Here is a 14,512-nt window from a genome sequence, read left to right on the forward strand (position 1 = left end):
CAAAAGCGCCCTCACTGGAACAGCGCCTGCACCTGCTCTACACGGGATGGGCGCATTCCGGTGGTAAGGCCCTCCTCGATCGCGATACCCAGCGGGACGCCGCTGCGAGCCCGGTAGATCGCCCACGCCGTGCCCACCCGGTTGCCACTGGCACAGTGCATCAGGATTGGTGCGGCATCGGGATCCTCAAGAAGCTCTGTCAGACGCACGATCTGATCATCGGTTGGCGCTCCTTTGCCGATCGGCAGGTTCACGTAGGTCATTCCCGCCGCTTCCACCGCCGCGCGCTCTTCCGCGGTACCCTCTTCCGGCATGCGCAGGTCAATAATCGTCTGGAAACCTTTTTCCCTTAGGGTTTCCAGTTTGCCAAGATCTATACTGCCACCAGTGGCAAGAAATGGCCGGAGGCGATTGTAATTCAGCACCTCCGCCCCCATCTTGTCTCCAAAGGGTACCTGTGTGGATTCGCTGGCGTATACCGGATGCGCGACCGAAACAAGGGTCAATACACACAGTGTGAGTAGGGTTTTCAGCAATTTCATTTTCATAACTCCTGTTTGCACGCTATTTTGCCCCAACTATCACAAGATCGTCGAACCCAGCGCCTACTTGAAGGTCTAAAGCACTGGCTATATGATCCAAGAGATTTCATATTCACTTCCAGGAGACGCTAATGCGCCAAGAAGTCTATACACAGTCCGGAGCACTGGATCGCTCAGAATCCGCCAAAGTACTGCGTAACACCTACGCACTGCTCGCAATGACCGTTCTGTTCAGCGCAGTCACTGCCGGTGTTTCCATGGCCATCGGCATGAGCCGCGGTATGAGCCTGATCTGCTCCATCGCCGCCATCGCACTGGTCTGGTTTGTCCTTCCCCGTACCGCCAACTCCGCATCCGGCGTGGGCGTGGTATTCGCCTTCACCGGCCTGCTGGGTGCCTCCCTCGGCCCCATGCTGAACCATTACCTCGGCCTCGCTGGCGGCGGCCAGATCGTCATGCAGGCGCTGGGTACGACCGCGCTGATTTTCTTTGCCCTGTCCGCTTACGTACTGACCACCCGCAAGGATTTCAGCTTTATGGCCGGATTCCTCTTTATGGGGCTTGTTGCCGTAATCGTCAGCTCGATTGTCGCGTTCGTCGCCGCAGCATTTTTTGGGGTTGACATCAAAATGGCCCACCTGGTCATTAGCTGTGTGTCTGCCCTTGTTTTTTCTGGGTACATCCTATTTACAACGGGTAGCATCGTGAACGGCGGTGAGACCAACTACATCATGGCCACAACCATGTTGTACCTTAGTATCCTGAACCTGTTCACCAGCCTGCTGACCATCTTCGGCTTCGCCTCAGAAGACTAATCAGCCCGCTGAGATAGTTCACACAGTGCCCCGCTCCGCGGGGCATTTTTTTATCGGTGCGTTTTCCGGCGTTTATAGCGAACCACTCATGCAATTCACCCTCGTCATCTACGCGGCACCACACTCCACGGAAGGTGCCGCAACGGCTCTGCGCTTCGCCCGCGCACTGCTGCAGTCCGGCCACAGTATCTACCGGGTATTTTTCTATGGCGACGGCGTACACAACGGCAGCGCTCTCACCGCGCCACCACAGGATGAGCAGGACCTGCTCCGTCAGTGGCAGGAACTCCAGGAAGCGCACACGCTGGACCTAACCATCTGTATCGCCGCCGCCCAGCGCCGCGGTGTGCTGAGTATCAGCGAATCAGCCCGGCTGGAAAAGCCCGCGGGCAATCTGGCGGACGGCTTCGAACTGGCCGGGCTCGGCCAGCTCGCTGAAGCCTGCGTGGTCAGTGACCGCGTCGTGACCTTTGGAGGTTGAGTGAATGTCGCAACCTAAATCCATCCTCGCCCTCTGCCGCCACGCCCCCTACGGCAACGCGCTTGCCCGCGAAGGCCTGGAGGCCGTGCTCGCCAGTGCGGCAATGGATCAGATTCCGGATGTGCTGTTTATCAACGACGGCGTATTCCAGCTGCTCGAACAAGATCCGAAGGCCATCGGCGAAAAGAACCTGCGCCGAAACCTGCAGGCGCTGCCCATGTTCGGCGTGGAGACTCTGTACGTCTGCCACAGGAGCCTGAAGGAGCGCGGGCTGGCCCCCGAGCAACTGAATATTGCCGGTGCCGAACTGAAACTGCTGGAGGACACCGGCACCTTTATCGGCAACTTCGACCAGGTACTGAGTTTTTAAAATGACGCTGCACATTGTCAACCAGTCTCCCCATACCGGCAGCGCGCTGCGTGACTGCCTCGCAAGCTTTGCCGAAGGCGATGCCCTGTTGCTGATCGAAGACGGCGTGTACGGCGCTGCAGGTCACCAGCCACTGCCGGAAAACAACGTCTACTGTCTGCAGGCCGATGCGGACGCCCGCGGCATTACCCTTGCGGCAAATGTCGAGGGTATTGACGACCTGCGCTGGGTATCCCTGTGCACCGAGCACAATCCTGTCGTCAGCTGGTTCAAGTGAGTTCGATGAGCAATCTCGTAATCGAAGGGCGGGAAATTCCGCTGGACAAGGAAGGTTTCCTGCGCAACCTGGAAGACTGGAGCCCCGAGGTGGCCGAGGCACTGGCCGCACAGGAAAACATTGAGCTGACCGAGGACCACTGGGATGTGATTCGCCTGCTGCAGGCGTTTTACACAGAGTTTGAACTCTCTCCGGCGATGCGCCCACTGGTGAAGTATGTAGGGCAGAATCTGGGACCAGAAAAAGGCCGCAGTATTTTCCTGATGAAACTGTTTCCACCGAGCCCCGCCAAGATCGGCAGCAAGATTGCAGGGCTACCCAAACCCACCAACTGCCTGTGAACTGGCCAGTATAGGGCGCGAAAGCTAATTGCCGAGGTGCATGATCACCCGGCGCTTGCCCGCATGATAGCGGTGCTCCCACAGGTAAATGCCCTGCCAGGTGCCCAGCGCCAGATGGCCGTCCACCACCGGGATACTGAGGCTGCTGGCGGTCAGCGCGGACTTGATGTGAGCGGGCATATCATCGGGGCCTTCCAGAGTGTGCGTGTACAGTGGGTCATTTTCCGGCACCAGCCGGTTCAGCCAGTTCTCCAGATCAACCCGGGCACTGGGGTCTGCGTTCTCCTGGATCAGCAGGCTTGCGGAGGTGTGCTGAATAAACAGCGTGCACAATCCATCCCCGCCGTAACTCTGACCAGCCAGCCAGTGCTCCACCTCACGGGTGAATTCGTGCAGTCCCTGGCCCCGCACTACAATCTCCAGTTGCCCAACGGCCATTGTCCTACTCCTTTACCACTTCGCGTATAATCCGCGCCCGATTCAATTCACCAGATACGGCTCTTTCACATGGCTCTTCACCGCGTAAACACCGACGACTACCAGCAGCAACTGGACCACAAGGTCGATCGCCTGCGTCAGGCCTACGCACCCTTTACCAGCCTTGCGCCGGAAGTTTACCCCTCCCCGCCAAACCATTACCGCCTGCGTGCGGAGTTCAAGATGTGGCAGGAAGGTGGCCGCGTCGATTACGCCATGTACAAGCAGGGCGAATACAAAAAGCCGTTTGTGATTGAAGAGTTTACCGTGGGCTCCCGCCGTATCAACGAATTGATGCCGCCACTGCTCGACGCCATCAATCAGAGCGAAATCCTGCGCAAGCGGCTATTCTGTACCGAGTTTCTCACCACCCTGAGCGGCGATGCGCTGATCACGCTGATATACCACAAGCCGCTGGACGATGCCTGGGAACAGGAAGCCCGTGCTCTGCAAGAGGCCCTCGGCGTACCGATCCTCGGTCGCTCGCGCAAACAGAAGCTGGTGCTGGACCGGGACTACGTCATCGAGAAGCTGGACATCGACGGCCGTACGTATCAGTACAAGCAGGTGGAAGGCAGCTTCACCCAGCCCAACGGCGAAATCTGCCGTTCCATGATCCAGTGGGCGCGCAGCTGCTGTGAAGATGCTTCAGGAGATTTGCTGGAGCTTTACTGCGGCAATGGCAACTTCACCATTCCGCTGGCAGAAAAATTCCGCAAGGTGCTCGCCACGGAAATCTCAAAGGTGTCGGTAAACTCCGCGCAGGAAAATATCGCGGTGAACGGTGTGGAAAACCTGGATATCGTGCGCCTGTCGAGCGAGGAGTTCACTCAGGCCATCGACAAGGTCCGCCCTTTTCGCCGCCTGAAAGACTTCGACCTGGACAGCTACGATTTTTCAACCGTGCTGGTCGACCCGCCCCGCGCCGGCCTCGACGCCGACACCTGCGCGATGATCGCGCGCTATCCGCGTATTCTGTATATCTCGTGCAACCCGCAGACCCAGCTCGAGAACCTCGAGGAACTGACCAAAACTCACAAGATTGAACGGTTTGCGATATTTGATCAGTTCCCGTACACGGATCACACGGAATCCGCCGTACTGCTGGTTAAAAAATAACGGCCAGTCAGAAGTTGCGGCCAAGAATCCGCTTGGCGGCATCCAGGGCAAAGTCCCGGTACTCCGATTCCACCCGCGCCATCTCTTTCTCGAACGCAAACTGCTCTTTGCGGGTAAGCTTTTTCCAGTCCTGAAGGATCGGAATATGGCTGGTCTGGTCCGCCACCTTGTAAAAGGCCACAAACTCTTCCTTGACCGTCGGCTCTACCTGCAGTGAATCCAGTAACACGCGAATACGCAGGGACGCTTCGGTAAGCCCGACACCCTCATCCAGCAACGTCTTGGCAATGATCTGAATACTGGTATTGACCCGCTCGCGCTGTGCTTCCGCCGCCACTTCGATCTCGGCCAGTTGCTGCTTCTGCAGCTTGCGCGCCTTGCGCAACTCCAGGCAGTAATAGGTAGCCACTGCCGACAACACAAAAATAATCAAGCCGGCAATTACCAGTATCCATACAGGTACTTCAGTCATGGGAGATACACCTTCAACAGCGCGAGCCCGAGGCTCGCGGTAATAATAGAAAACAGAGTACTGATCGCAATGATGTTGGCCGCGAGTTGGCTGTTGCCGCCGAGCGCGCGCGCCATGATAAAGGAGGCAGACGCGGTTGGCGCCGCCGCGAGCAGAAACAGAATTGCCAGCGACTGGTCACCGAGCCCGAACAGCAGCCCTACCGCCACAAGTACCACCGGCACAACCAGCAACTTGAACGCGCTAGCCGCAAATGCCCCGAAGGAGCTTCGCCGTAACATGCTGAGATCCAGGCTGGCACCGATGCACAGCAGCGCCAGTGGCAAGGTTACCGAGGCCAGGTACTCACCGGTCTGCACGATTACCTGTGGCAGCCTGAGGCCCACAGCCTTCGACACTAGCGCCAGCACGATCGCCACGATCAGCGGGTTGCGCAGGATATCCTTTGCCAGCTTGTTCCAGCTGAACTGCGCTTTCTGACTGTACACCGCAAAAAGTGCCACCGCCGCGATGTTGTAAAAGATCGTAATCACTGCCATCAGCAACGCGGCCTGGGCCAGACCCGAGGCGCCGTAGGCATTCGCCGCCCAAGCGAGGCCGATAATACCGAGGTTGCCGCGGAAGGCGCCCTGAATGAAGGCGCTGCGATCGCCATGCTCCAGTGGGCGCGCCACCAACCAGGCCAGCGGCACCGTCAGAATCGTACCAATCAACCCGGCGAGCAACAGCGGCCACTCATCACCCAGGTGGGCGTTGGAGCCAAAAATATTGAAAAACAACAGCGCTGGCAGGGTTACCAGAAACACCAGCTTGGACGCGTCGTCGACAAAAGACTCGCTGAGCAGGTTTACCCGCGCCAGCCCGTAACCCACCAACAGGGTCAGGAAGATCGGCGCGGTGACCGAGAGCGCAAACGAGAATGTATCCAGGATAGCGTCCAAGGTTTATTCCGTTTCGCTTTCGGTGGCCAGTTGCTCGTCCGCCTCTTCCGATGTCCTTTCCGGTGCCGGCAACTTGTGGCTGTCTTCGGCCTTTTCCCGCAGGTCGGCGGCGATCTGCTTGCGAGTCTTGGCTCCCAGCTTGCGCAGACTGTCGATGCGCTTCACCGCATTGCCGCGCCCGGTGGCGAGACGCTTGTAGGTTTCATGGAAGGCCTCGTCGGCCTGTCGGATGCGGCCACCAAGGTTATCCAGGGATTCCAGCACCAGTGCAAACTGGTCATGGAGCTTGCCCGCCTCGTCGGCGATCTTTTCCGCGTTCTTGTTCTGCTTTTCGTAGCGCCAGATATTCTCCACGGTACGCAGGGTCGCCATCAGGCTGGTGGGGCTCACCAGAACAATCTGGCGCTCGTAGGCGAAGCGGAACATCTCCGGGTCCGCCTGCATCGCGAGCATGTAGGCCGCCTCGATGGGCACAAAGATGAACACGAAGTCGAGGGTACGCACCCCTTCCAGCTGTTCGTAGGCTTTCTTATTGAGCCCGGTGATATGCGCACGCAGGGAATTGACGTGTTGTTTGAGTGCCTGGCTGCGCTCCTCGTCGGTCTCGGCGGAGGCGTAGCGCTCGTAATCCACCAACGACACCTTGGAGTCGATGATCAGGTCCTTGTTTTCCGGCAGGCGCACGATCACGTCCGGCTGGCGGCGACGGCCCTCGGCAGTGCTGTCTTTCAGCGACACCTGGGTTTCGTATTCGCGGCCCTTTTGCAAGCCGGATTCTTCCAGCAGGCGCTCCAGCACCACTTCTCCCCAATTGCCCTGGATCTTGCGGTCGCCCTTGAGGGCTGAGGTCAGGTTCAGGGCCTCGTCGCTGATGCGCTGGGTCTGCTCGCGCAGCGCCTTGATCTGGCCCACCAGACTGCCGCGCTCGCGGTTCTCCTGATCGTAAACATGCTCCACACGCTTGCGGAAATCCCCCAGCTGGCGCTCCAGCGGATCCAGGCTTTTCTTGAGGCTGTCTTCACTGCGGCGCGCGAACACCTGCTGCTTTTCTTCGAAGATGCGGTTGGCGAGGTTTTCGAACTGCTGGGTCATGGCCGTGCGGGTCTGCTCCAGCTGCTGCTTCTGTTCCGCCAGGGAGGCTTCGCTCTTTTCTACCAGTACCTGGTAGCGCGCCAGCTGCTGGGATTTGTTGCCCAGCTCTTCCCGCAACTGCTGCACATCCAGATCCAGCCGGGTCTCCCGCTCCAGCGCGCTGGCCAACTGCGCGGCGCTGATCTGGCGCTCCGCCTGCAGCTCGCGCAGCTGACCAACCAGCCGCGAACGTCCCGCCCAGACCGACAGCACCAACACCACCAGTGTGACCACTCCGGCGATAATGGCTTGTTCCAGGGAGATCTGCAGGGGAAACCAGGTCATAAAAATCACTTAAACTTAATTTGATGTCGCCGGCTGGGGTATCCTTGGCCAGCGCGAGTACGCTTCGGGAGCCTTGAGGAGATAGCTTTTTACATGCCAACAGGAAGCGGCCATTTTAGCAGTCCGCCCAGCGCATTGATATTCGATTCCGGGGTCGGTGCCATCAGCATTGCGCGGGAGATCCGCCGACAGATCCCCGGGCTGACTCTGCACTTTGGTGTCGACAACGGTTTCTACCCCTATGGCGACAAGCCAGAAGAAGTCCTGCGCCCGCGGATCGTACAGGTTGCCACCGCCATGATGGCGGCCAGCCAGGCGGACATGCTGGTTGTCGGTTGTAATACCGCCAGCACCCTGGCGCTCCCCGAATTGCGAGATACGCTGGAGCACCCGGTGGTGGGCGTCGTGCCCGCCATCAAGCCCGCGGCGGCGGAAACCCGCAGCGGCACCATTGCCCTGGTCGCCACAGAGGGCACTGTCAGTCGCGGTTACACCCGGGACCTGATCGCGCAGTTCGCTAACGGCCAGCGGGTGATCAATGTTCCAGCGCCGGAACTGGTCCAACTGGCGGAAGCCAAATTGCGCGGCGAGACGATCACCGCTGGACAGTTGGCACCGGTGCTACACCGGATTTTTGATACCGCCGGGGGCGACAAGGTGGATATTGCGGTTCTCGCCTGCACACACTTCCCCCTGTTGCGCGAAGAACTGGACAGGTTCGCGCCAAGAAGTATCCGCTGGCTCGATTCGGGCCCCGCCATTGCCCGTCGCGTGCGCTGGTGGCTCGACGAGCTGAAACTGGAGCTCCCCGATACGCCCGCTGCCAGCCAGCTTTTGATGAGTGCCGAGGACCCGGACAACCGGATTGCCCTCGCCTTCGCCGAGTTTTCGCCCCAGTGCCACGCCCTCACTGACGCCGCCGGGTAACCCGGTCGCGGTGACAGCAGTTGACACAACCCCGACAAACCGCGACGGTGAAAAACATCTTCACCGCGCTATAAAAAAATGACATCAGGCCTGCTACACCCATGCTGCAACCGGCATTCCCCGTACTGGAAATTTTTTCGCAACAGCCCGATGGCGGCTTGCTGCTGACACCCAACAATCGCCTGCGCAACCGATGCCAACAGGTGTACGCCAGCAACCAGCCCCCCAATACCTGCTGGACGCCGCCACCGGTGGAATCCTTGCAGGGCTGGCTGGACAAGCAGTGGTTCCGGCTGCAGCAGCAAGGCTGGCCGCCCGCACTGAAGCAGGTGCTCAACCGCGAGCAGCGACAGCTCCTGTGGCAAACGGCCCTGGACGACGCCCTCGACCGCGCCCTGCTGAACAGCACACAGCTCTGCCGCGACGCCGACAGCGCCCTCAGCCAGTTGCTGCAGTGGCGGCTGGTCGACAATCTCGACCAGATGGATACAGCCATCGAGCCGCTGCTGGAACAGTTCGCGCTGTCCCTGGACGCCGAAGCCTTCCCGCTGTTTGCCATGATTCGCGCATTCACCGCGCAGATACACGCGCATAACGCGATCACCCCGGACCAGAGGGACCAACTGATCCTGCGCGCATTTGAGGAAGGCGCACTGGCCAGGCTGCCTCACATCGATACCGCCGGGTTCGCCCAGATATCACCGCTGCACCAGTCGATCATCGACAGCGCGGCATCACAGATCGTCAATCACCCGGGCACCCGTCGCGGCGCTCATGTGCAAGCAGCCCCCTGCCAGAACCTGGAACAGGAACTGGTTCAGGCAGCCCGCTGGGCAGCACAGAAGTTACAGCAGAACCCGCGCAGCAGTGTCGGCATTGTGGTGAACAATCTCGGCCAGTGCCGCGCACTGGTGGAATCGGTGTTCGCGCGTATTCTGGAACCACAGATTCTCGATCCGGCACAGCCCCGCTACACACTGCCGTTCAACTTTTCCGCCGGTACCCCGCTGGCGAACACCCCGGTAGGCAGCACTGCCCTGCAACTGCTGGATCTGCTCACTGACGAATGGGACTACTCGCAACTGCGCAACCTGCTGTTCAACCCCCTGTGGGGATCCGAAGAAGAGCTCTGGTTGCGCAGTGCCCTGTTTCGGCGCATACAGAAAATGGAATTGCGACGTATAGACGGCGCCACCCTGCGCTACTGGGCTGAGCGTATCGCCGAAGGTCCGGGCAACACCGCCCCCGAGGCGCTCAAACTGCCGGGCCAACTGGAAAAACTCGGCGACTGGCAGCGCCGCTGGCAGAGAGCCCCGGCGGAAATCTGGGCTGCGCGCTTCTCGCAAGTTTTAAACACCCTGGGCTGGCCCGGCAACCGCAACCCGGACAGTCAGGAATACCAGCAGCTGATGCACTGGGAGAGCACGCTGGAAGATTTCGCCAGCCTCTCCGCATTCGCCGGCACGCTCACCCTGACCCAGGCACTGCAGCAACTTCGCCAGATTGCCAACCGTACGCCCTTTCAGGCAGAGACCCGCGACGGCCCGCTGCAGATCCTGGGCGTGCTGGAAGCCGGCGGCCTGTCCTTCGACCACCTGTGGCTGGTGGGATTCGGCCAGCAACAGTGGCCCACGGCCCCGGCCCCCAATCCGCTGCTGCCGATCCAGTGGCAAAAGCACTGGAAAATGCCCCGCGCCAGCGCCGAGCGCGAACTGGAACTTGCCCGCGAACTCACCGACGACCTGCTCAATGCCAGCACCGATATCGTTGTCAGCTATGCCTCGGAAGAAGATGGTGTGCATCAGGGGATGAGCACACTGTTTGGCGAGCGGGAAAAAATACCGCTGCTGGAATCCGACGCACTAAGTGCGCACCAGCAACAACTCGCCGGCGCCACTGCCCTGGAGCAGGTACAGGACGCAAAACTGCCGCCCTTGTTACCCGCCGAATGCGAACGCGTGCGCGGCGGCGCCTCGGTGTTGAAGGCGCAGGCGCTATGCCCCCTGAATGCCCAGTTGCGTTACCGCCTCGGCGCGCAGAATTATATGGCGCCCACCATCGGCCTCAGCCCCGCCGAGCGCGGCAACGTTGTGCATCAGGTGCTGGCAGAGTTCTGGCAAGTGTGCGGCAACAGCGAAAACCTGTATGCCCTGGATGAGCAGGAACGCACACAACAGATTCAGACCGCCATCGACAATGCGTTGCGCAGTGCGCGCAAAAAACATGGACACCTGCCCCACGGCTTCTGGGAAATGGAGCAGCAACGACTCGAGCGGCTGATAAAACAGTGGCTGGACCTGGAAGCGAACCGCCCGACCTTCACCGTAGAAAAAATCGAGTGGGAGCAGCAGGTCTCCATCAACGAACTGCAGTTCAATCTGCGGCTTGACCGCCTGGATATCCTGAGCAGTTCCGATGGTGCAACACCACAGGCGCTGGTGATCGACTACAAAACCGGCCAGCCAACGATCAGCGACTGGCTGCAAACCCGTATCCGCGAACCCCAGCTGCCGCTGTATGCCCTGTTCCAGCAAAACGCGCACGCGATCGCGTTCGGTCAGGTGCGTACCAGTGATTGCAAATGGAAGGGCTGCGGGGAATTGCAGCAGCCCATCGACGGCATAAAGGCGGTTGCCGACACCCTGAAAGACTCCCCCTTCGCCACCTGGCAAGACCTGGTGGAGCACTGGCAACAGGGACTGGAACTGCTCGCCGGTGAATATCGCAACGGTGTCGCCACCCTGCAATTTGACCGCAAGCAGGACAACACCAATCAAAGCGATCTCTGGCCCCTGAACCGCTGGCCGGAACGGGAGCAGGCAGCGCAATGAGCCAGGTAGTAACGCCAGAAAAGACCATGACTGAATCGAAACAGCCCATCGATGCCGAGGCGCGAGCCCGCGCGCTGGATATTTCCGCGAGTTTTGCCGTCTCCGCCCCTGCTGGCTCCGGTAAAACCGGCCTGCTCACCCAGCGCGTGCTCAAACTGCTCACCGCGTGCCAGCAGCCGGAAGAAGTACTGGCGATTACCTTTACCCGCAAAGCCGCCGGGGAGATGCGCGAACGCCTGATCGAAGCGCTGCAACATGCCCGCGACTCCGAGCGCCCGCACAACCCGCACGATGCAATCACCTGGGACCTGGCGCGCGCGCTATTGGCCCGGGACCAGGAGCAGAACTGGCAGCTGCTACAGATGCCCCAGCGCTTGCGGATACAAACCATCGACGGCCTCTGCCGCAGCCTTGCCAGCCAGCTGCCGATCGAAAGCGGCCTGGGTGCGCCGGGGGAGCCACTGGAGCAGACCGAGATCGCGTTTGAAATGGCCGTGGTGAACCTGCTCAAGCAGCTCGACGGGGAAACCCCGGACAGCGCGCTGCAACAGCTATTGCTGCACCTGGACAACGACCTCGGCCAGCTCAACAAACTGCTGCAGATACTGCTGGAGAAGCGCGACCAGTGGCTCGGCCCCTTGCTCAGTGTGGGCCACCAGGGTGCGCAGGATTATTTCCATTTCGCCATCGACGAACTGGTTGGCGAGAATCTCGAAAAACTCGCGAACGCACTGAAAGGCTACGCCGGCGAGCTGGTGGAACTCGCCAGCTATGCGGCCAAAAACCTGCAAAAAGACAAACCCGGTCACCCCCTGTGCGCCTGCGCCGACATCAGCGCACTCCCGGCAACCGACAGCAGCGCCCTGCCCCAGTGGCTGGCACTGACGGAACTGCTGCTGACCGGCACCGGCAGCCCGCGCAAATCGGTCGACAAACGCATCGGCTTTCCACCGATCGACAAAAAAGATCCCGAGACGGCGCTCGCCGATGAGTACAAATCCCGCATCAAGGCCCTGCTGGCGGAACTCGCGGCCAATGACGACCTGCTGGCCGCACTGAACGAAACCCGCAAACTGCCCAGTGGATTGCAAGACAGCCAGTGGGAACTGCTACAGGCCCTGGCTCAGGTACTGCCCAAACTGGTAGCACAACTTAAGGTGGTGTTTCAGCAGCTCGGCGCGACGGACTACACCGAGGTCGCCCAGGCAGCTCTCATTGCCCTGGGCAACAGCGATGCCCCGACCGACCTGGCCCTGAAACTGGACCTGCAGACCAGCCACATCCTGGTGGACGAATTCCAGGACACCTCGCAGATGCAGTTGCAACTGCTGGAAAAGCTCACCGCGGGCTGGGAGCCCGGCGATGGCCGCACCCTGTTTATCGTCGGTGACGGCATGCAGTCCTGCTACGGATTCCGCAATGCCAATGTGGGCATCTTCCTCGATGCCCGCGCGCGCGGTATTGGCCAGGTGGACCTGGAACCCCTCGACCTCCAGGTGAACTTCCGTTCCGAGAGCGCGGTGGTGGACTGGGTCAACAGCACCTTCCTGCGTGCCTTCCCGGCCAAAGACAACATCAGCCGCGGCGCTGTGAAGTATTTACAGTCCCACGCGTTCAAAGGCAGCAAGTGGCCCGCACCGGCGGTGAACTTCTACGGCTGCGTCAACGACGACAACCGCGATCTGGAAGCCGAGCAGGCGGTAGAGCTGGTGAAAGCGTTACGCAATGAGGACCCGCAAGGTCGTGTGGCAATACTGGTACGCAAGAAAAAACACCTCGGCCGGATACTGCCCGCACTCAGCGCTGCCGGCATTCCATTCCAGGCTCCGGACCTGGCACCACTGGCGAGCAAGATGGTGGTGCTCGACCTGCTCAGCCTCACCCGCGCCCTGCTCGACCCCAGCGACCGCATTGCCTGGCTCTCGGTACTGCGCGCGCCCTGGTGCGGTTTGCAGTTGCCCGACCTGTACACCCTCGCCAACTGGGGCAATGGCAGCCCCGGCCAGCAGGATTACACCGCGCCCACGGATACCAGCGCGCGTCCGCTTATCCTCGCGCTGCAGGAGTGCGCCAGTGGCGATGTGGAAATCCCGCTGCTCAGCGAGGACGGCCGCGAGCGCCTGCAACGCATCGCCAGCCCGATGTTGCAGGCCTGGCAACAGCGCGGTCGCAAACCCCTGCGATTGTGGATAGAAGGCCTGTGGCTGGCACTGGGCGGCGCGGCCACCGTCGCGCATAAAGCGGAACTCGACAACGTGCAGGATTTTTTCCAGCTGCTGGAAAAGTTCGACACCGGCGGCGCCATCGCCGACTGGGTGCAGTTCCAGAACGCGCTGGAAAAGCTCTTCGCCCGTCCCGGCGATGATGCCAGCGTGCAGGTGATGACCATCCACAAATCCAAAGGGCTGGAATTCGAGCACGTGCTGATCCCGGGCCTGGACCAGGGCGGCAAGCCCGGTGGCGACCAGCTGCTGCGCTGGGCGGAATGGCTCAACGGCACCGGCGAAAGCCGCTTCATGCTCGCGCCCAAAAGCGCCCGCGGTGACAGCGACCCGCTCTTTGATTACCTGAAGCACGACAACAACGAACGCGAACGCCTCGAGGGCACGCGCCTGCTCTACGTAGGCTGCACCCGCGCCATCCGTTCGCTGCACCTGCTGGCCTGCGTGCAGCGGGATGAGAAGAAAGGTTCCCTGAAGGCACCGGGGGCCGCCGCCCTGCTCGCCGGCATCTGGCCCACAATCACCAGCAACGAAGAGGCCGACTGGTGCCACTGGCCAGAAGCCCCCGAGCACAACGAGGCAGCCGGGGCCTCCAACGGCAACTACGATTACCTGCTACGCCTGCCCGGTAAATGGCAACCCCCCGCGCTGCCAAAACAGGAGTGGCTGGCCGAATACCGCACACCGGATTACCGGCCCAAGGAAACCGAAGAACCCAACCTGCCGGAAATGGGCCAGGTGGCCCAGCGCTGGTTCCGCCACGCCGGTACCGTCGCCCACGAAACCCTCGCCACCCTGAGTGAAAACAATCGCTTGATGGAACAGGACCCACAGGCGCTCTCCCAATCAATGCGCCCCCTGTGGCGACTGCGCTTGAGCCAGCTCGGTATCCACGGCAGCAAACTGGAAGAAGCAACAGACAAAGTCGAGCAGGCGATACTGCGCACCCTCGACTGTGAACAGGGGCGCTGGATTCTCGATAGCAACCATCGGGATTCTGCGGCCGAACTCGAACTGCACAGCGGCGGCCAGCAACTGCGCCGCTCGATCATCGACCGCACCTTTGTGGATGAGCAGGGAAGCCGCTGGATCGTCGACTACAAGACCGCAGAGCCCACCGCAGATGAAGAGCGCAATGCGTTTTTCACCGACCAGCTGGAGCGCTACCGCAAGCAGCTGGATGGCTATCGCAAACTGTTCTATCAGCGGGGTGAAACCACCATCCGTTGCGCCCTCTACTTCCCTCTGCTGCAGGCACTCGTGGAACTCCCCCCGGAGTAG

General features: G+C 60.6%; 14 protein-coding genes. 9 read left to right on the top strand and 5 right to left on the bottom strand.

The genetic code is table 11. The annotated features are described in order from the left end of the window. Positions 1-11 precede the first annotated feature (11 nt). Entirely contained in the window at positions 12-542 is a 531-nt protein-coding gene (locus GTQ55_RS09490; RefSeq protein ID WP_161858514.1) for a protein tyrosine phosphatase family protein, read from the bottom strand. 131 nt (positions 543-673) lie between these two features. Here GTQ55_RS09490 and GTQ55_RS09495 point away from each other — a divergent pair, with 131 nt between their 5' ends. The 5 genes from GTQ55_RS09495 (at position 674) to GTQ55_RS09515 (ending at position 2,826) form a co-directional block, all read left to right on the top strand. Next, positions 674-1,357 (top strand): Bax inhibitor-1/YccA family protein, encoded by a 684-nt coding sequence (locus GTQ55_RS09495; protein ID WP_161858515.1) that lies wholly within the window; start codon positions 674-676, stop codon positions 1,355-1,357. 88 nt (positions 1,358-1,445) lie between these two features. Next, on the top strand, positions 1,446-1,838 hold the full coding sequence (gene tusD, locus GTQ55_RS09500) for a sulfurtransferase complex subunit TusD (RefSeq protein WP_161858516.1): 393 nt from the start codon (positions 1,446-1,448) through the stop codon (positions 1,836-1,838). A gap of 4 nt (positions 1,839-1,842) precedes the next feature. Further along, entirely contained in the window at positions 1,843-2,208 is a 366-nt protein-coding gene (gene tusC / locus GTQ55_RS09505; RefSeq protein WP_161858517.1) for a sulfurtransferase complex subunit TusC, read from the top strand. A 1-nt stretch (position 2,209) separates the two neighbouring features. Continuing rightward, entirely contained in the window at positions 2,210-2,485 is a 276-nt protein-coding gene (gene tusB / locus GTQ55_RS09510; RefSeq protein WP_161858518.1) for a sulfurtransferase complex subunit TusB, read from the top strand. Positions 2,486-2,490: 5 nt separating this feature from the next. Continuing rightward, positions 2,491-2,826 (top strand): TusE/DsrC/DsvC family sulfur relay protein, encoded by a 336-nt coding sequence (locus GTQ55_RS09515; RefSeq protein WP_161858519.1) that lies wholly within the window; start codon positions 2,491-2,493, stop codon positions 2,824-2,826. Positions 2,827-2,850: 24 nt separating this feature from the next. Here GTQ55_RS09515 and GTQ55_RS09520 read toward each other — a convergent pair whose 3' ends face one another. Further along, positions 2,851-3,264: a secondary thiamine-phosphate synthase enzyme YjbQ gene (locus GTQ55_RS09520; protein WP_161858520.1), complete on the bottom strand. Its 414-nt coding sequence runs from the start codon at positions 3,262-3,264 to the stop codon at positions 2,851-2,853. A 69-nt stretch (positions 3,265-3,333) separates the two neighbouring features. Between GTQ55_RS09520 and trmA the strand changes: the two genes are divergently transcribed. Further along, positions 3,334-4,422: a tRNA (uridine(54)-C5)-methyltransferase TrmA gene (gene trmA / locus GTQ55_RS09525; protein ID WP_161858521.1), complete on the top strand. Its 1,089-nt coding sequence runs from the start codon at positions 3,334-3,336 to the stop codon at positions 4,420-4,422. Positions 4,423-4,429: 7 nt separating this feature from the next. Here the strand turns inward: trmA and GTQ55_RS09530 are convergent, their stop codons facing one another. Genes GTQ55_RS09530 through GTQ55_RS09540 form a run of 3 tightly spaced genes read right to left on the bottom strand, consistent with a single transcriptional unit; the run spans position 4,430 to position 7,251 of the window. Continuing rightward, on the bottom strand, positions 4,430-4,894 hold the full coding sequence (locus GTQ55_RS09530; RefSeq protein WP_161858522.1) for a DUF2489 domain-containing protein: 465 nt from the start codon (positions 4,892-4,894) through the stop codon (positions 4,430-4,432). Continuing rightward, a complete protein-coding gene (locus GTQ55_RS09535; protein ID WP_161858523.1) occupies positions 4,891-5,835 on the bottom strand; it encodes an AEC family transporter in 945 nt (314 codons plus the stop codon). Before GTQ55_RS09535 ends, GTQ55_RS09530 begins: the two co-directional genes overlap by 4 nt. 3 nt (positions 5,836-5,838) lie before the next feature. Continuing rightward, positions 5,839-7,251, bottom strand: coding sequence for a DNA recombination protein RmuC (locus GTQ55_RS09540; RefSeq protein ID WP_161858524.1), 1,413 nt, complete (start codon positions 7,249-7,251; stop codon positions 5,839-5,841). Between the two features lie 93 nt (positions 7,252-7,344). On the opposite strand from GTQ55_RS09540, the gene murI reads away from it, so the two are divergent. From murI to GTQ55_RS09555, 3 genes are all read left to right on the top strand, one after another. Then, the gene (gene murI / locus GTQ55_RS09545) at positions 7,345-8,178 is read left to right on the top strand and encodes a glutamate racemase (protein ID WP_161858525.1); all 834 of its coding nucleotides are present in this window, start codon (positions 7,345-7,347) and stop codon (positions 8,176-8,178) included. A gap of 101 nt (positions 8,179-8,279) precedes the next feature. Beyond that, the gene (locus tag GTQ55_RS09550; protein ID WP_161858526.1) at positions 8,280-11,009 is read left to right on the top strand and encodes a PD-(D/E)XK nuclease family protein; all 2,730 of its coding nucleotides are present in this window, start codon (positions 8,280-8,282) and stop codon (positions 11,007-11,009) included. After that, complete coding sequence (locus GTQ55_RS09555) at positions 11,006-14,512, top strand: UvrD-helicase domain-containing protein (protein ID WP_237567633.1); 3,507 nt, start codon at positions 11,006-11,008, stop codon at positions 14,510-14,512. The genes GTQ55_RS09550 and GTQ55_RS09555 overlap by 4 nt, the downstream gene beginning before the upstream one ends.

Origin of the sequence: Microbulbifer hydrolyticus, from assembly GCF_009931115.1 — a bacterium.
Taxonomy (GTDB): Bacteria; Pseudomonadota; Gammaproteobacteria; order Pseudomonadales; family Cellvibrionaceae; genus Microbulbifer; species Microbulbifer hydrolyticus.